Origin of the sequence: Rhizobium sp. 62_C5_N11_2, assembly GCF_051811185.1 — a bacterium.
In the GTDB taxonomy this organism is placed as follows: domain Bacteria; phylum Pseudomonadota; class Alphaproteobacteria; order Rhizobiales; family Rhizobiaceae; genus Rhizobium; species Rhizobium leguminosarum.
Genome location: NZ_JBPWPW010000001.1, coordinates 304,132 through 319,912, shown reverse-complemented (window position 1 = coordinate 319,912; position 15,781 = coordinate 304,132). Strand labels below are relative to the sequence as shown.

At 60.4% G+C, this 15,781-nt stretch carries 16 protein-coding genes; 6 read left to right on the top strand and 10 right to left on the bottom strand.

Going from position 1 to position 15,781, the window contains the following annotated elements; translation table 11 throughout:
- The 5 genes from AB8B31_RS01635 to AB8B31_RS01615 are packed head-to-tail and all read left to right on the top strand — an operon-like array spanning nucleotide 1 to nucleotide 4,570.
- Complete coding sequence (locus AB8B31_RS01635) at nucleotides 1-975, top strand: sll0787 family AIR synthase-like protein (protein ID WP_130759248.1); 975 nt, start codon at nucleotides 1-3, stop codon at nucleotides 973-975.
- On the top strand, nucleotides 972-2,141 hold the full coding sequence (locus AB8B31_RS01630; protein ID WP_130759247.1) for an MSMEG_0565 family glycosyltransferase: 1,170 nt from the start codon (nucleotides 972-974) through the stop codon (nucleotides 2,139-2,141). The genes AB8B31_RS01635 and AB8B31_RS01630 overlap by 4 nt, the downstream gene beginning before the upstream one ends.
- A complete protein-coding gene (locus AB8B31_RS01625) occupies nucleotides 2,134-2,421 on the top strand; it encodes an MSMEG_0570 family nitrogen starvation response protein (protein ID WP_018445851.1) in 288 nt (95 codons plus the stop codon). The genes AB8B31_RS01630 and AB8B31_RS01625 overlap by 8 nt, the downstream gene beginning before the upstream one ends.
- 11 nt (nucleotides 2,422-2,432) lie before the next feature.
- Complete coding sequence (locus AB8B31_RS01620) at nucleotides 2,433-3,707, top strand: MSMEG_0569 family flavin-dependent oxidoreductase (RefSeq protein ID WP_130759246.1); 1,275 nt, start codon at nucleotides 2,433-2,435, stop codon at nucleotides 3,705-3,707.
- Between the two features lie 2 nt (nucleotides 3,708-3,709).
- On the top strand, nucleotides 3,710-4,570 hold the full coding sequence (locus AB8B31_RS01615; protein ID WP_130759245.1) for a Pnap_2097 family protein: 861 nt from the start codon (nucleotides 3,710-3,712) through the stop codon (nucleotides 4,568-4,570).
- Between the two features lie 162 nt (nucleotides 4,571-4,732).
- Here AB8B31_RS01615 and AB8B31_RS01610 read toward each other — a convergent pair whose 3' ends face one another.
- The 4 genes from AB8B31_RS01610 to AB8B31_RS01595 form a co-directional block, all read right to left on the bottom strand.
- A complete protein-coding gene (locus AB8B31_RS01610; protein WP_130759244.1) occupies nucleotides 4,733-5,506 on the bottom strand; it encodes an SDR family NAD(P)-dependent oxidoreductase in 774 nt (257 codons plus the stop codon).
- A gap of 27 nt (nucleotides 5,507-5,533) precedes the next feature.
- Nucleotides 5,534-6,235 (bottom strand): class II aldolase/adducin family protein, encoded by a 702-nt coding sequence (locus AB8B31_RS01605; protein ID WP_130759243.1) that lies wholly within the window; start codon nucleotides 6,233-6,235, stop codon nucleotides 5,534-5,536.
- Between the two features lie 90 nt (nucleotides 6,236-6,325).
- Nucleotides 6,326-7,081 (bottom strand): DeoR/GlpR family DNA-binding transcription regulator, encoded by a 756-nt coding sequence (locus AB8B31_RS01600; protein WP_130759242.1) that lies wholly within the window; start codon nucleotides 7,079-7,081, stop codon nucleotides 6,326-6,328.
- A gap of 20 nt (nucleotides 7,082-7,101) precedes the next feature.
- Nucleotides 7,102-8,520 carry a rhamnulokinase gene (locus AB8B31_RS01595; RefSeq protein WP_130759241.1) on the bottom strand — a complete coding sequence of 473 codons (1,419 nt, stop codon included), beginning with the start codon at nucleotides 8,518-8,520 and terminating at the stop codon, nucleotides 7,102-7,104.
- A gap of 316 nt (nucleotides 8,521-8,836) precedes the next feature.
- Between AB8B31_RS01595 and AB8B31_RS01590 the strand changes: the two genes are divergently transcribed.
- Nucleotides 8,837-9,853: a LacI family DNA-binding transcriptional regulator gene (locus AB8B31_RS01590; protein ID WP_028734063.1), complete on the top strand. Its 1,017-nt coding sequence runs from the start codon at nucleotides 8,837-8,839 to the stop codon at nucleotides 9,851-9,853.
- A 33-nt stretch (nucleotides 9,854-9,886) separates the two neighbouring features.
- On the opposite strand, the gene AB8B31_RS01585 is transcribed toward AB8B31_RS01590, so the two are convergent.
- From AB8B31_RS01585 to AB8B31_RS01560, 6 genes are all read right to left on the bottom strand, one after another.
- Nucleotides 9,887-10,897: a zinc-dependent alcohol dehydrogenase family protein gene (locus tag AB8B31_RS01585; RefSeq protein WP_130728858.1), complete on the bottom strand. Its 1,011-nt coding sequence runs from the start codon at nucleotides 10,895-10,897 to the stop codon at nucleotides 9,887-9,889.
- A gap of 88 nt (nucleotides 10,898-10,985) precedes the next feature.
- Nucleotides 10,986-11,774 (bottom strand): L-iditol 2-dehydrogenase, encoded by a 789-nt coding sequence (locus tag AB8B31_RS01580; protein WP_131703071.1) that lies wholly within the window; start codon nucleotides 11,772-11,774, stop codon nucleotides 10,986-10,988.
- A 136-nt stretch (nucleotides 11,775-11,910) separates the two neighbouring features.
- Nucleotides 11,911-12,969 (bottom strand): carbohydrate kinase family protein, encoded by a 1,059-nt coding sequence (locus tag AB8B31_RS01575; protein WP_028734066.1) that lies wholly within the window; start codon nucleotides 12,967-12,969, stop codon nucleotides 11,911-11,913.
- Nucleotides 12,969-13,640 carry a D-lyxose/D-mannose family sugar isomerase gene (locus AB8B31_RS01570; protein WP_028734067.1) on the bottom strand — a complete coding sequence of 224 codons (672 nt, stop codon included), beginning with the start codon at nucleotides 13,638-13,640 and terminating at the stop codon, nucleotides 12,969-12,971. The genes AB8B31_RS01575 and AB8B31_RS01570 overlap by 1 nt, the downstream gene beginning before the upstream one ends.
- Nucleotides 13,640-14,794 carry a Gfo/Idh/MocA family protein gene (locus AB8B31_RS01565; RefSeq protein WP_028734068.1) on the bottom strand — a complete coding sequence of 385 codons (1,155 nt, stop codon included), beginning with the start codon at nucleotides 14,792-14,794 and terminating at the stop codon, nucleotides 13,640-13,642. The genes AB8B31_RS01570 and AB8B31_RS01565 overlap by 1 nt, the downstream gene beginning before the upstream one ends.
- 23 nt (nucleotides 14,795-14,817) lie before the next feature.
- Entirely contained in the window at nucleotides 14,818-15,642 is an 825-nt protein-coding gene (locus AB8B31_RS01560; protein ID WP_028734069.1) for a class I fructose-bisphosphate aldolase, read from the bottom strand.
- Between the last annotated feature and the right edge of the window lie 139 nt (nucleotides 15,643-15,781).

Here is a 15,781-nt window from a genome sequence, read left to right as displayed (position 1 = left end):
ATGGTCGCGATCGACATCAAGACCCTGGCGGCAAAACTCTCGACCAGCAGCGGCATCGCCGCCAAGCAGGATATCGGCACGATTGCGGCAAGGCTCGGCCTGCAGGGGCAGCAGATTGCCGTCGGCGACGATTGCGCCGCGCTGCGTGATGGCGACGGTTATCTGCTTTTTGCCATCGAAGGGTTCATGAACGAGTTCGTCGCCGCCGACCCCTGGTTCGCTGGCTGGTGCGGCGTCATGGTCAATATCTCCGACGTCGTTGCCATGGGCGGCCGGCCAATCGCCGTGGTTGATGCCGTCTGGGCCAATGGCGAGGCTGGCGCGACACCCGTTCTCGAAGGCATGCGGGCGGCATCCAGCGCCTTTGGCGTGCCGATCGTCGGCGGGCACACCAATATCCGCACCGAACGCGGCCAATTGTCGGTCGCCATTCTCGGTCGTGCCAAGAAGCTGCTGACGAGCTTCGATGCACAGCCGGGCGATGTGCTGGTTGCAGCGATCGACCATCGCGGCCGTTACCGCGAACCCTTCAACAACTGGGAAGCCGCCACCGACGCCGCGCCGGCGCGCCTGCGCGGCGACCTCGAGCTGCTACCCGAGATCGCCGAGGCCGGGCTGGCGCTGTCTGCGAAGGATATCAGCCAGGGCGGCATCGTCGGCACGGCCATCATGCTCGCAGAATGTTCGCATGTCGGCATCGATATCGACGTCACCGCCATTCCCCTGCCCGCCGGTGTGAGCCTCGGCCGCTGGCTCGTCACCTTTCCGAGCTTCGGCTATCTGCTCTCGGTCGCGCCGGAACATGCGGTCGATGTCGTCACCCGCTTCACCGCGCGCGGCATCAGCGCCGCGGTCATCGGCGCAGTCGTGGCTGGTGCCGAGGTCGCACTGGTCGATGGCGATAGCCGTGCAGTGGTGCGCAATCATGCCGAAACACCCCTTCTGCAGCTCGGTCGGCAGGATGTCGCCGCATGAGCCTCCCGTCGCACCGAACCTTGCGCATTGCCATGCTGACCCATTCCACCAATCCGCGTGGCGGCGTGGTTCATGCCATGCAGCTTTCGGAAGCGCTGACCTCGCTTGGCCATGAGGTGGTCCTGCATGCGCCTGATGCCAAGGGGGCGGGCTTCTTTCGTCAGCCCTCCTGCGGCACGGCCTGCATTGCCGTGCCGCCGGCACCCGCGGACATGACGGAAATGGTCGAGCAGCGGATTGCCGACTATGTCGGTTATTTCCGAAGAACCGCAACCAATGGCTTCGACCTGTTCCACGCCCATGACGGCATTTCCGGCAATGCGCTGGCAACCCTCAAGCTGGAGGGCCTGATCCCGAATTTTGCCCGCACGGTCCACCACATCGACCAGTTCGCCGATCCGCGTCTGATGGCTCTGCAAGATCGCGCGATCGACGCGGCCGATATCGTCTTCGCCGTCAGCCGCCTCTGGCGGGACAAGCTGAGAGAGGATCGCGGCATTGATGCGGTGGTAGTCGGCAATGGCGTCGACACCAACCGCTTCTCGCCGGCCTGGAGCGGGGAGCAGGTCGCTCTGCGCGACAGGCTGCAGCTGGGAAGCGGGCCGATCTTCCTTAGTGTCGGCGGCATCGAGGCGCGAAAGAACACCCTTGGTATTCTCGAAGCCTTTCGTCAGGTCCGCGCCATCCGGCCGGATGCCCAGCTCGTCATTGCCGGGGGCGCCTCGCTCCTGGACCATGGCGACTATCAGGAAGAGTTCCGTTCTTGCCTCGCCTGCCTCGGTCGGGACGCCGCGGCGGTGCATATCACCGGTCCGATAGCAGATACCGACATGCCCAGCCTCTACCGGCTGGCGGATGCGCTGGTATTTCCCTCGTTCAAGGAAGGTTTCGGCCTCGTCGTTCTCGAAGCCATGGCCAGTGGCATTCCGGTCGTGACGTCCTCGATTGCGCCCTTCACCGAATATCTGGGTCCCGGCGATGCGATCTGGTGCGATCCGCACCATCCCGTCTCCATTGCCGAGGGCATGGCGCTGGCGCTGGTCGCACCGATCCGCGAGCAGATCATTCCCCGTGGTCTCGAGGTTGCCGCCCGCCATGGCTGGCACCAAACCGCAATAGCCCATCTTGCCCGCTATCACAGTCTGTTGGAGCCCAACCATGCCTGAAATGCGGTTCGTCATTGCCTGGCCGGATGGCCGCAAGGAGACCTGTTACTCGCCCTCCCTGGTGATCAAGGACTATTTCGCCGAGGGCCGAAGCTATCCGCTGTCCGACTTTCTCGATCGCAGCCGCACGGCGCTGACCATCGCCAGCGACAGGGTCAAGGCGAAATACGGCTATCCCTGTTCCCTAGCGCTCGGCCAGCTGTCGCGCATCGAACAGGCCGCCACTCCCTATCTCACCGACGCAGGGGCCGAAGTCCGCTGCGAAAGCTTCATCCTTTGAAAGGACCCACCATGACCACACCATTCCTCAAGAGCCATTACAGTGCAGTCGTCATCGGCGGTGGCCAGGCCGGGCTCTCGGCCTCTCATTATCTGAAGGGGCACGGCATCGATCACGTGGTCTTCGAGAAGAAGACCGTTGCGCATAAGTGGAAGAACGAACGCTGGGACGCCTTCTGCCTGGTGACGCCGAACTGGCAATGCCAGCTTCCCGACCATCCCTATGACGGCACGGATCCGCACGGTTTTATGGTCAAGGACGAGATTCTCGCCTATGTCGATCGCTTCGTGAAAAAGCTCGATGCGCCGGTCTTCGAGCAAACCGGCGTGACGTCGCTCGAAAAGCACGGCGACCTCTTCCGGCTCGCGACTTCGGCGGGCGCGGTGACCGCCGACGCCGTGGTGATCGCCACCAGCCTCTATGCAGCTCCGGCCATTCCGCGTGCTGCCGAGCGCCTGCCCGAGGACATCATGCAGATCCACACCGCCGCCTACCGCAGCGCCGATCACCTGCCGGACGGCGGCGTCATCGTGGTCGGCTCCGGCCAGTCCGGCTGCCAGATTGCAGAGGATCTGCATCTGGCCGGCCGCAAGGTGCATCTCGTCACCGGCAACGCGCCACGCTGCGCCCGGTTCTATCGCGGTCGCGATGTAGTCGACTGGCTTTCCGATATCGGCCAGTACGACATCACGGTCGAACATGATGGCATGACGAAGAAGAAGCACGACACCAACCATTACCTGACAGGACGCGACGGCGGACGCGATATCGATCTGCGCAAGTTCGCGCTGGAGGGCATGGCGCTTTATGGCCGCATGTCCGGCGTCGCCGCCGGCCGGATGCTGTTCGAGCCGAACCTGAAGGCCAATCTCGACGGCGCCGACCGTGTCTACAACGGCATCAATGCCCTGATTGACCGGCACATCGCCGAAAAGGGCATCGATGCTCCGGCCGGGTCCCCCTATATCCCCGTCTGGGAGCCTGAGGCGGAGATCGCCGAACTCGACCTGAAGGCGGAGGGGATCACCTCGGTCATTTGGGCCACGGGATTCAGTCCGGATTGGTCCTTCGTCGGACTGCCGATCTTCGATGGCAATGCCTATCCCGTTCATCGCCGCGGCGTCACCGTCGTCGATGGCGTTTACGTGCTCGGACTTCCCTGGCTCTGGACCTGGGGCTCGGGCCGGTTCCTCAGCGTCGGCAGAGATGCCGAACATGTGGTCGGGCATCTGGCAGCTCGACGTTCGGCGCAGACATCGTCTCTCAAGCAATCGGTCAGCGCCTAATCATGAGCGCGGCCCTTCTCGATTTTCCGCCCGCAGGACCTTCGGCACGCGACCTGATGGAACGTGCCCTTGATCCGCATATGCTGCTCGGCATGCCCCATTTGAATGGAAACGGGCTATCGGAGACCTGGCTGATGAAGGAACTCGGCCATCGTCACTGGCTGATGCTTGCCTGTCATCTCGGGTTCGACAATGCGGATTTCAGAACGGCCGATGGAGAGGAGGCCTATGCCGCGATCTGTGCAACGTCACTGACGGATGCATGTTTCGACGTCGTACAGGCAAACGACATTTTGACCATCCATTCGAGACTGTCCGTAGTCTCGCGAACCCGGACGTCGACCCGACACGAATTGTCTGTCCACGGACGAAGCGTCGGCGCGGTCGAACTCATCTCAACCTTCGTTCACAGAACGATCAAAGACAACAATCACTCGATAGCCCGTGTGACGTTGCCTGAGCCGCAGGGACAGCGGTTCCAGCCCAGCCTTCTCGCCCAGAATGCTGCAGACATCCGGAATGGGCGGTTAGCAACGCATTTCGGGTTTCCGGTCCCCGCCAACAAAGCGCTCCGAACCTTTCGGTTTGATCCCAGCACCTCCCAGGAGTTCAACGGCGCAGGCCTGTTTTACTTTGCCGAGTATCAGGCTCTCGCCGATCGCGCCTTGGAAAACTGGTTTCCCTGCAAGGGGCCGGTCGTCCGTAAGGCCGTCTTCTTCCTGGGAAATATCGAACGAAATGAAAGCGTTTTCTTCGACCTTGTTGATTTTTCCGACGAGCAAAGAACTGTCCATGGGCAGTTGCGACGTGAGAACGGGAAAGTGATCGCCAAAATATTCGGTACGTGGACATGTCTTCGCTGAGGCTACCTGCAGATTTCAGCCACCTCGGTTCGGTTTGCAAGTCGGAACCGACTGAAAGCCGGCAGCCCAAGCTTGGCCATCACTCTCATGGATGCGAACCTCAAACTAGACATGATCTCACCGGTCGTTTGATCCGCCGGCCAAAATACATTCGGAATGGATTTACCAGCAGGTAAAACCAGCATCGGCAACGACTGTCGTACCAGTCATGAGGCTTGACGCATCCGATGCAAGAAAATGGACGACGGAAGCGATCTCGTCAGGTTTGCCGAGACGGTGCATCGGCGTATCTCGCAGCCAGACATCGATCATTCCCTCATTGTCGTGACGATAGGTGGTCATCGCAGTCTCGATGTAGGTGGGCGCAACGGCGTTGACACGGACGCCACGGTCGGCCCATTCGGCCGCAAGCGACGATGTCATCTGGTGCACGGCAGCCTTGGCGGCGTTATAGTAGGTTTGCTTCTGTGGGCGGTTCGATATCAGACCCGACATCGACCCAATGTTGACGATCGAGCCCGAATTGGCATTGAGCATATGCCGGGCGAAGGCGCGGTTGCACCAAAAGACGCCATTGTAGTTGACGTCATTGACGTGGAGCCAATGCTCGTCGGTCACGTCTTCTGCGGCGACGCCGGAACGAGCGATCCCTGCATTCGCAACCAGGATGTCCACCTTGCCATAGGTCGAGACCACCCAGTCGGCCAGCCCATCGACGTCCGCCGATTTCGTAACATCGACCTGGTAGGTGGCGACATCGTATCCCTTTGCCTTCATTGCCGCCGCGCCCTCATCGGCGATTGCCTTATCAATATCGGCAATGACAACTTTTGCTCCGTGTTCGGCAAGCGCCTCGACACAGCTTAGCCCTATGCCGCGTCCGCCACCCGTAACGACGGCGACCTTGCCATCCAGGCGAAACTTTTCTGCGTACATTGTGTCCTCCACATAGACTTCAGAAGATCAATGATCATCTTGACGAACTTGCTCTGCGAGATTCAAAAACGGATGGCGGCCTGGCTGGTTGAAGTGCTTGCGGCGAACATCGAGCAACCTCTCGATCTGATCTGCATTGAACTCCTTGGCGCCGCCGTAGGAGGCCGCGAGGTAGACGACCTTGGCGTAATAATCGAGTGCTTCCATCTTGAAATAGGCGCTGTTCAAATCATGCCCATAAGTCAGGGCACCGTGGTTTTCGAGCAAAAGCGCATCGTGTCTTTGCAGGTAGGGTATGATGGCGTCCGACAGTTCCGGCGTGGACGGAAGGCCGTACGGGGTTAACGGGACTTCGCCCAAAAACATTGTCGACTCAGGCATGATCTGTTGGGTCAGCGGCTTGCCACAAATGGCATGCACGGTGGCGTAAAGCGGATGCGCATGCACGACGGAACGCACATCGTCGCGATGATCGTAGACACACAAATGCATGCCCATTTCGGTGGACGGACGATATCGCCCATCACCGATGGGCTTTCCGCTGCGCTCGATATGGCAGATCATTTCCGGCTTCATGAAGCCCTTGGAGACACCGGTCGGCGTGCAAAGAAGCGTACCGTCATCCAGTAGAACGGAAATATTGCCGTCGTTGGCCGCGCCCATCTCACGCGCGTAGGCGCGTCGGCCCACCTCGCAGATAAATTCACGCAGTTCGAGATTATTTTCCATGATCCTCACCTTCAATACCGGAGAGGACCATAACCGCGACAGCGACATAGTCAACAAAAACAGAAATTTTAATGTCTGAAAATGTTGTTTTTAATAGAGAATTGGGATGTCCAGCTTCTGAAAATGTTTGATCCATTCCTGGGAAGGCTGACGATCGGTGATAACAGCGTTGATTTGATCTACAGGGCAGACGCTGGTGAGCGCCGAACCATCAAACTTGTCCCCGTCGACGAGGAGACACACCTTTCGGGCGGCGGCAATGAACGCACGCTTGACCTCAGCATCCGGAAGGCTTGCATCCATAACGCCTCCCGATATCGAGATGGCCTTGCAGCTGATGAGCGCGATATCGGCATTGAATTTGGCGATTGCCTGCGTCGCCAATGTTCCTACGAAGGTCATCGACTGCTTACGCAGCTCGCCGCCGACAGACACGATGGTGTGCTGCGTTGCTCCGGGGTTGGCGGTAATGCGTACGGAATTGGTAATCAATGTTAGGTCGTGATGATCTTTAAGCGCGCTGAGCACCTCAAAAGCTGTCGATGAAGAGTCAATCATAACGGCATACGCATCGTGCACCAATGCAGCCGCGAGAGCGGCAATCTTTCGCTTCGCCTCGATATTGGTGACCTGACGCATCCGGTAGGGAAGATCTTCCGCTTCGGCTTCCCTTGCTACCGCCCCGCCGTGTGTACGGCTCAGAAGCCCGCTTCCATCCAAGGTCTGCAGGTCGCGGCGGATCGTCTCTTCGGTGACGCCAAAAGACTTGCTGAGATCAGTGACCTGCACCGTCTTGTGACGATAGACCAGGTCAAGAATTTTCTGTCTTCGTTCGACTGCGAGCATTTTTTAGGGGAAACCCATTGTTATTTCTGAGGGTAGTAATTCAGGATATCGGCCGACTTTTCAATCACGATGCGAGCCGCTGCAAGGTTTTCGATCAAACCAAGGCCAATCAGCTGCATCGCGATATTTCCCCAAGCGCTTGCTTCGATTGGTCCGACGGTGACAATACGGCTGGTGCGGTTTGCTATCATTTGGCACAAAAGAGCGTCCTGGCCCCCGCCACCACAGATCCGAAGGCGGGCCACAGGCTCATGCGTCTGCCGTTCGAGCGCCAAAAGACTTTCTGCAACGTCTTCAGTCAACCCGCGGTAAACGGCAAGTGCGAGAGTGCCGAGGTCGTCATTGGTGCATCCAGCGAGTTCGGGGCGGGCGCGCGTCAAAGCGGCCACAATGTCGGGCGGATCGAAGAAAGCTGGATCCGACGGATTGATCGAGGCTGACATCCCCCGTGCGGAGGCAATCGTCGCAAGGTCTGACATTTGAGCGAAGCTGATCTCCTGCCCTACGCGCGCCGACCAGTGCGAACGAAGCTTTTGCAGCAGATGTAACCCATTCAAACTTCGTAAGAAAAGCTGACGACCTTCAATGCCACCTTCGTTCCCGAAACCGGTTAACCGGGCGTCCTCCGAAGTAATCGCGTGACGCACCTCGCGGCCGATGATTGACCATGAACCACAGATCAGGAAGGCTTCCTGCGTGCGTAGTGGAAGTCCGCATACTGCGCTTGCAGTGTCGTGGGCCGCGACCGAGATCACGGGAATTCGGTTGTGTAGTTGAAGTTCCAATTGGAGCTCTTCCCGAAGCCGGCCAAGGACCGTGCCCGGCTGCGTTAACGGTGGAAGCAGGCCGAGGGGGATGCCGGCGCTGCTGCAAATGGAACGATCCCATTTTCCGTCCAACGAGAGAAGGCCGGAGGTGCGCGCAAGCGTAAGGTCGCCGCCGACTGCCCCTGTCAGGTGATAATTGACGGCATCGGCGATCATCAGCACGCGCTGGCTGGTGGCAATCACCGATGGATCTTCCTTGCCTGCGCTGAAAAGCTGATAGACCGTGTTGATTGGGAGAACCTGCGAACCGGTCCGTTCGAACATTTCGCTGGGTGTCGTGGGAAAGGCGTCATAGCCTCGTTGGGAACGGGGATGCCGGTAGTGGTGAGGCGCGGCCTGCAGCTGTCCGGTGGCGTCAACGAAAGCATAATCTACCCCCCAACTATCCACGCCGATGGAATCGATCTTCGCGCAACGCTCGAGTGCCAGCTGCAAGCCTTTCTTGATTTCCTCAAGCAAACGATTGAGGTCCCAGTGGGGTCCATCATCGAGGCGCATCTCCATCCCGGAGAACCGGCGAACCTCCGAAAGATCGATCTTTTGTCCGTCGAAGCGGCCCAGCATCGCCCGCCCGCTCCCAGCGCCCAAATCGACTACGAGGCAATTGATCATTTTGCTTCTCTCAAAAAATGGCTCGGACGCCCGCCAAAGCGACAATATCAGACCGCAAACACAAACCAATCTTTATAAATGTGGTTTTATGTGATTTTATTTTGACTTGTATAGCGCCAGGCTTGCGGTTTTGCACCGACAGAAAGGTCTTCGAACAGCGGCGCGCTTGATGCGACGTCCCGCGAGTGATCTAGTGGAATGACAAATGGAGGTGAACTTCAGCAGCCCGCCTGATGAATGTTCGACCGCTCCTGTGCTAGCGTGCTATGCGCGTCTGAAAAGACGCGCGGCGCCGTAGAGAAAGAAATGCGAGCACGTGACGACCAGCATCAGACATATTGCTAAGCTTGCAGGAACGTCAGTCTCTTCGGTCTCGCGTGTTCTCAACAACAGCGGTTATGCCTCGCCTGAGCTCAGGGACCGGGTCGAGGCGGCAATCCGATCACTGAACTACACACCCAGCAAGGGTGCACGTATGCTGCGGGGTGCACCAAGCCGGATGATCGGACTGATGCTGCCGTCGATTGAAGTGCCTTTCTTCGGCATCCTGGCCCATGCCATCGAACAGGAATTGTTCCAGCACGGCTATCAGACGCTGATCTGCAGCACGGCGGAAAACTTGGACCACGAGGTGCGCTATATCTCCATGCTGCTCGCCCAGCGCGTCGATGGCGTCATCGTGGCGAGCGCCTTCGGCAGTATCGAGCATTTCGGGGTGCTCAGGGACGCCCGTATTCCGATCATCGCCATTGACCGCGAGCTGAACGGCATCGCCGACGACGCTGTCATGGCCGATCACGCGGAAGGTGGACGGCTGATGGCGCGCCATCTGATCGACCTCGGCCACCGGGCGATCGCCATCGTCGGCGCGCCGGCACACAGCCAACCTATCCAGCTTCGCCTTCAGGGCATCACGGCGGAAATGGCCAAGGATGGCATCGCACCTGCCATCGTGGCGATGGCGGAAGAGCACAGCTTTGCGGAAACCTACCGGCTGGCGCGAGAATTGCTGGCGTCTCGACCTGAGGTCACCGCGATCATCGGCACAACCGACGTTTCGGCGATTGCCGCAATCCACGCCATTCAGGATCGCGGATTTTCCGTTCCGAACGACTATTCGGTCGTCGGCTTCGACGACCTGCCGGAGGCAGCCTATGTCTTTCCGCGGCTGACAACGGTCGCGCAGCCGATCCGCGATGTCGGGCGGCAGGCAGCACGGCTGCTGGAAGCGCTGATCGAGGAGCACCAAACAGGGGACGAATCTCAAGGCGCGGTCGTAAAAGTGCCGGTCACGCTGATCGAGCGTGATTCCACCGGCCCCGTCCGCAACTGAGCGGCAGTGTCGATCGGAGATGAGCGACGTGAGCTAGGGTCGGACGATGACCTTGATCTCGCCCGGTAATGGCGCGTTGCCCACCACGTCGGCGACCTCCTCGAGACCGATGGTTTTGGTGACCAGCGCGTCCAGCTCCAATGCCCCGTTTGCTACCATTGCAGCAGCGCGCGAATGGGTGAAAGGATTGAGGTAGGCCGGCCTGATATCGACTTCGTTCACCAGCAGATCGAAGGGCAGAACCGGCACCTCGACACCTGCCGGCGTGACCCCGAAAAGCACGAATGTGCCACCGCGCCGCGCCATCCTCAGACCGCTTTGAAGCGTGTCGGGCACGCCGGCGCACTCGATGACCACGTCTGTGCCGCCTTTGGTAACCTCTCGCACGGAAGCGATCGTGTCCGAGGAGGCCGGGTCGAAGGCGTGCGTCGCCCCCAGGCGCAGAGCGGTTTGGCGTCGCGATTGCTGGCGCGTGATCAAAATGATCTCGCTCGCCCCCGCCAGGCGGGCCAATTGCACCATCAGCAGACCGATCACGCCCCCGCCGAGGATCGCGACGCTGTCGCCCGGACGGATCCTTGCCTTATCGATGGCGTGGATGCAGCAGGCCAGCGGTTCACTGAAGGCGCCGTGAACGGGATCGAGGTCGGCCGGCAGCCTGAAGGCCTGCGCGTGCGGCACCGCCACATATTCCGCAAAGCCGCCATCCCGTGTCACGCCGATGGCAGTCAGGCTCTCGCACAGGTTCGGCCGCGCCTGCGTGCAAGCCGGACAGATGCCGCAGGCGATATTGGGGTCGACCGTCACGAGCTCCCCACCGCTAAACCGTGTCACACCATCGCCGATCTCTTCCACGATGCCGCAGAATTCGTGGCCCAGCGTGACGGGGATCGCTGTCGGATATTCGCCCTTGTACATGTGGCGATCGGAACCGCAGATGCCGGCTGCTGCCACCCTGACAAGCAGTTCGCCTGGCCCGGCAACCGGTTTCTCAACGTTGCGCATGGTCAAAGACCCGATCGACTCCAAGCGTACAGCCTTCATTCCACTCCTCCAGACCTCAAGTTCGATTGCCGATCGTGCTGATGAAGCCGCCTTGCAGGATGATGCACCCGCGACGCGGCTCAAACGCTCAGCTCATGACATTGCCGCCGTCGACATTGTAGCACTGCGCCACGATGTATGCTGCATCAGGCCCGGCCAGGAAGGCGGCCATGGCAGCTTGTTCTTGGGGAGCGCCAAATCGTCCGGCGGGAACGGCGGCGGCCACGCGGCGCTTGACGTCACCGGGTTTCAAAGCTTCCCGGCTGCCGAGTTTTGCATCGACGACGTCCCACATCGGCGTATCGACGACGCCGGGAGCGATGGCGTTGACATTGATCCCGTAACGGATCAGCTCCAGAGCGCAGCTTTGCGTGATGCTGATGACCGCCGCCTTGGATGCGCAGTAAGCCACAGCAGGTCCTTCGCCCCGACGCCCCGCCTGGGACGAGAAGTTGATGATGCGTCCACCTTCCCCCCTCTCCACCATGTGCCGGGCAACGGCCTGTGTCATGAAAATCACGCCTTCGATATTGACCTGAAATACCCTAGCGGTGCGCTCCCGGGATATTTCCAGAATGGACTCGACCTCGTAAATGCCTGCGGCATTGACCAGGATATCGATCTTGCCGGCAGTGGCGATGGCGAAGCGTGCAGCTTCTTCGATGCTGTCCTGGCTGGTCACGTCAAGCGCCACACCCCAGGCATGCGGACCGATCGCTTCCGCCACCCGTGCGCATCGTTCACCGTCGAGATCTGCCACGACAACCCTGGCGCCTTCGGCGGCGAAGCGTTCGCATACTGCTTTGCCGATACCGCTCGCTCCCCCTGTGACCAATGCCACCTTGCCCGAGAGCCGCGCCGTTTCCGTATAGGTCATCGCACTGCCTCCCCGCTCGGACCTGCGCCGGCAAGGGTGCCGTGCGCGGCTGCCATCGTGAATAGCTTCATGTCTGCTCCTCCATTCTGACTGGATGGTGATCGGCGCCGCCCTCTCCTGAGACGACGCCAATGGGCTATGCGGATTGCGGGCTCGCCTCCTGCGCCTCCCGAAGGAGCACAGACATGTCGGGGATGCCGTCGGTGGCCGTCGCACCCGCGAGGCAATGCGCAGCCGCAGCATGGGCGACGGCGCAGATATGCTCGACAGGCCAGTTCTCATGCAGGCCGTAGAGCACGGCGGCACAGAAGGCGTCTCCTGCGCCGACCGTACTGACGATGTCATGGGGATCGACGGGTCGTGAACGCGTCATGATCGGGGATGCGCCTGATGCAAACCAGAAGCAGATTTCCGGTGCATGGATAATCGCGCCTTTGGTGACGCCTGCCGCAAGCAGGCGCTCGCCCGCTTCCAAAAGTCCCGCCTCGATCAAATCTCCCTTCGCATCGCGAACGATGACGCCGGTTGCCCGACCCGCCTCCATCTCATTGATGATCAGGAAATCGCAGAATGGCAGAGCGACGCCGACCTTGGCCGCAAATTCCGGGTCTTCGCTCGATACGAAATCCACGCAGGTCGTCAGCCCCGCGCGGCGTGCGGCTTCCAGCAGGCGCGACGCTCCCGAACGACCGTCAGGGCCGATGCGGTCGAGACCCGGCAACAGCATGAGATAACCGAGATAGAACAGCCGATAGCCGGCCTTGGCGAAGGCGGCTGGTGAGACGAGCTCATCCGTCACGGCATCGTTGGCGCCGCCATGATAGAAGAAGGTCCGGTTCTGGCCGGGCACATTCATGACATGCGTATGCGCCGTCACCCGGTCGGCAAGCGCGGTCAACCCACCGACATCGACGCCGGCAATTGTAAGGCGGGCCTTGACGATCTCCCCATCCTGATCAGCGCCGATGCATCCCGCCGCCGCCAGCTTTCCGGGAAATCCGAGCGAGGCCAGATCGGTAACGACATTGGCCGCCCCGCCGCCCACGCCCAGATCCTGGTGCAGGATATGCGCGAGATTGCCCTGTTCTGGCCAATAGGACAGGGTGTGGACGCGATCGACAATGAAGTTTCCCGCGCAGACGATGCCGCCGTGCTTCTGGCTATCGCGATCGCAAACCTCCTCCCCGCCCCGCATCAACTGCCTCCTTCGTTCCAGAGCGGTCTCAGCGGCGGCTCGTCTTCCTCGATCACGGCAAAGCGCCCGATCGGCTCCAGAAAGACATTGTCGCTGTTGTCGTCGTTGACCTGGCTGACCTCGCCGACAAGGACAGGTCCGCCCCCTTTCCTGCCGTAAAAGCGGTGGTAAAGCCGGGTGCGGATCGTCACGCTTTGGCCAGGCTCAAGAATCAGCGGCTCCCATGCCGCGAGCCGGTGCGGCAGCCCGTCGACCGGAACAGTCACATCCTCCGTCAGCACATTGCCATCAGCATCGGTTGCGGCGAATTCGATGACGAGATCGCCGCCGGCGCGATTGATGATGTCTTCCATCTTCGTCGCATGGCGGTGCGTCGGCGTGACCTGGCCTTCTTCGACGAAGAGCAGCTTTTCGGCATAGGTCCGCTCTCCCTCGACGTCAACGATGCCATTGCGCAGGCAGAACAACACGAGGCCGCATTCGGCGAACCGGTTCGAGCCGAAATCGGTGACATCCCAACCCAGCTGATGGGCGCGCAAATAGAATGAAGCCTCCGGATGTGCGGCAAAATCCGCCGCCGTCCAATACCCCCATGCCGGCAGGGACCAGTGCCAGCGCTCGAGGGTCTCGGTTGCCCGCAGCAACGCGGCGTTGATCGCGGAGCGCTGCATCAGACGGACGCCCCGTCATACGCGACCGGTACCACGACCTCCTCGCGACCGGATTTGAGGGCTGCCGTCAGGACCGCATGATGCGCCTGCGCCTCCGCCGGCGTCGCACAGCCGAAACCGTTCGCATCCCCGCCGGCAAGCTCATCGACGAAGGCCGCCCACATCTGCTGTATGGCGTCGGCAAAACCGAATTCAAAGATCTTGCCTGTGATGGCCGGAAACAGCGAGCCATAGCCGAGATCCTCGGTGCTCCAGGCCTGCGCTCCGCCATTATAATCCATCCACTGCCACTGGCGCGGCGACTTCGTGCTGAAGAATGCGCTTTTCTTCATGCCAAGAACCCTGATGTACCAGGTGTTGGATTCGCCCGGCGCGATGCGCCAGGTTTTCAGCACCATCGGGAAATCCTGATCCCCGGTGCGTACGCGGCTGCTGATCGTGGCATTGTCCCAGGTGGTGCAGGGCAGCATGCCGCCCTTGCCGTCGGGACGTTCGGTAACCTTCTTGACCAGTTGTGCATGCAGGGTCGTCGGGCGCCAGCCGAGACGCAGCGGCACGTGCAGCACATGCATGCCGAGATCACCCATGCAGCCATAGTCGCCATTGATCTCGGCCATGCGCTTCCAGTTGATCGGCTTCTGCCGGTCGATATCCGAAGAGTGCAGGAAACCCGCCTCGACTTCGATTATATCTCCCATCTCGCCGCTTTTTGCGAGCGCGATGACCTTCTGTGCGCCGGGGAAGAACGGCATTTCCGACGAGCAGCGGACCAGGAGTTCGGGATGCTCGGCCAGAACCGCCATGATTTCCCGGTTCTGAGCGGCGTCCATCCCGAAGGGTTTTTCGCCGAGAAGATGCTTTCCCGCCTGCAGCACGTCGATGTAGAACTGCTGGTGCAGCACATGCGGGACGGCGCAATAGACCGCATCGACCTCGGGATTGGCCAGAAGCTCCTTATAGTCGGCAGTGAACTGCCGAACCGTCGGCACATGATCCTTGAACCAGTCGAGCAGCGTCGCGTTGGTATCACAGACGGCGACGATTTCCGGTCGCGCCTTCACATCGGCCAGATGCAGCCAGCGCGCCGCAGCACTCGCGAATTCGCGTCCCATCAGACCGCAGCCGATGACGCCGAAGCGGAATATTTTCGTCATGACATCTCCTCCCCAGACGCGCGTCAGCCAATATGCAGCGAGGCTTGCTCGACGGAAGCCTTGTCATGGACGATCGCCATCAAGGCTCGCGTCATGCCGCCGGGATTGTTGTGTTGAATGACGTTGCGGCCATAGACGATGCCACGAGCGCCCTGCTCCATCAACTGCTTGGTGCGGATCAAGATTTCCTGATCCGAAACGCGGCCGCCGCCGCGCACGAGCACCGGCAGGCCTTGGGCGATTTCGACCACGCGATGATATTCCTCAACATTGTCGCAGGGGTCGGCCTTGATGATATCGGCGCCGAGTTCGGCCGCCTGGCGCACAAGCGGCAGGATCTTGTCGATCGCGCCATCGACCATGTAGGCGCCCTTGGAATTGTCCTGCATGACGAGCGGCTCGACCATCAGCGGCATGCCGTAGATCTCGCATTCGCGTTTCAGGCTGTTCACATTGCGCACACAGGCGCGGTAGACGTCCGGCTGGTCCGGCAGCATCAAGAGATTAACGACGACACAGGCGGCATCCAACGCGACGCCCTGTTCCACCGCCCTGTCGATCATCTCGGAAAACAGCTGGGACGGCAGGGGATTGCCATAGATGTTGGCGATGTCGGTGCGCAGCACCAGTGCCGGGCGATGCTTGCCGGGAATAGCCTGCAGAAGGGGTGCCGTCCCCGGCGGCAACTGAATGGCATCCGGCGCCGCTTGCGCGATCACCTCGATGGCAGTCTTCATGTTCTCGATACCGGCGAGGAAAGTCCGTTCATTGAACATGCCGTGATCGATAGCAACGTCAAAACAATTTCCAGACACGCCAAAAAGTCGGTTCAACCGCGCGGACTTCATCAGGCTCCCTCCCAAATATGGCAACGTTTCCACATTCGAATAAACGCAGGAGAATTGCGAGTCAAGAAAATGTGGTAACGTTTCCATATTCGCTTGATTTGTCCATTTGGCGCGCTGAATTCGCCTCATCAGCCATTGC

Excerpts from the sequence above, each read along its gene's own strand:
- AB8B31_RS01625 (WP_018445851.1), top strand. The coding sequence starts at position 2,134 with ATGCCTGAAATGCGGTTCGTCATTGCCTGGCCGGATGGCCGCAAGGAG.
- AB8B31_RS01605 (WP_130759243.1), bottom strand. The coding sequence starts at position 6,235 with ATGGAAAATAATCTCGAACTGCGTGAATTTATCTGCGAGGTGGGCCGA.
- AB8B31_RS01585 (WP_130728858.1), bottom strand. The coding sequence starts at position 10,897 with ATGAAGGCTGTACGCTTGGAGTCGATCGGGTCTTTGACCATGCGCAAC.
- AB8B31_RS01600 (WP_130759242.1), bottom strand. The coding sequence starts at position 7,081 with ATGCTCGCAGTCGAACGAAGACAGAAAATTCTTGACCTGGTCTATCGT.
- AB8B31_RS01610 (WP_130759244.1), bottom strand. The coding sequence starts at position 5,506 with ATGTACGCAGAAAAGTTTCGCCTGGATGGCAAGGTCGCCGTCGTTACG.
- AB8B31_RS01595 (WP_130759241.1), bottom strand. The coding sequence starts at position 8,520 with ATGATCAATTGCCTCGTAGTCGATTTGGGCGCTGGGAGCGGGCGGGCG.
- AB8B31_RS01615 (WP_130759245.1), top strand. The coding sequence starts at position 3,710 with ATGAGCGCGGCCCTTCTCGATTTTCCGCCCGCAGGACCTTCGGCACGC.
- AB8B31_RS01630 (WP_130759247.1), top strand. The coding sequence starts at position 972 with ATGAGCCTCCCGTCGCACCGAACCTTGCGCATTGCCATGCTGACCCAT.
- AB8B31_RS01570 (WP_028734067.1), bottom strand. The coding sequence starts at position 13,640 with ATGCAGCGCTCCGCGATCAACGCCGCGTTGCTGCGGGCAACCGAGACC.
- AB8B31_RS01635 (WP_130759248.1), top strand. The coding sequence starts at position 1 with ATGGTCGCGATCGACATCAAGACCCTGGCGGCAAAACTCTCGACCAGC.
- AB8B31_RS01620 (WP_130759246.1), top strand. The coding sequence starts at position 2,433 with ATGACCACACCATTCCTCAAGAGCCATTACAGTGCAGTCGTCATCGGC.
- AB8B31_RS01560 (WP_028734069.1), bottom strand. The coding sequence starts at position 15,642 with ATGAAGTCCGCGCGGTTGAACCGACTTTTTGGCGTGTCTGGAAATTGT.
- AB8B31_RS01580 (WP_131703071.1), bottom strand. The coding sequence starts at position 11,774 with ATGACCTATACGGAAACGGCGCGGCTCTCGGGCAAGGTGGCATTGGTC.
- AB8B31_RS01575 (WP_028734066.1), bottom strand. The coding sequence starts at position 12,969 with ATGCGGGGCGGGGAGGAGGTTTGCGATCGCGATAGCCAGAAGCACGGC.
- AB8B31_RS01565 (WP_028734068.1), bottom strand. The coding sequence starts at position 14,794 with ATGACGAAAATATTCCGCTTCGGCGTCATCGGCTGCGGTCTGATGGGA.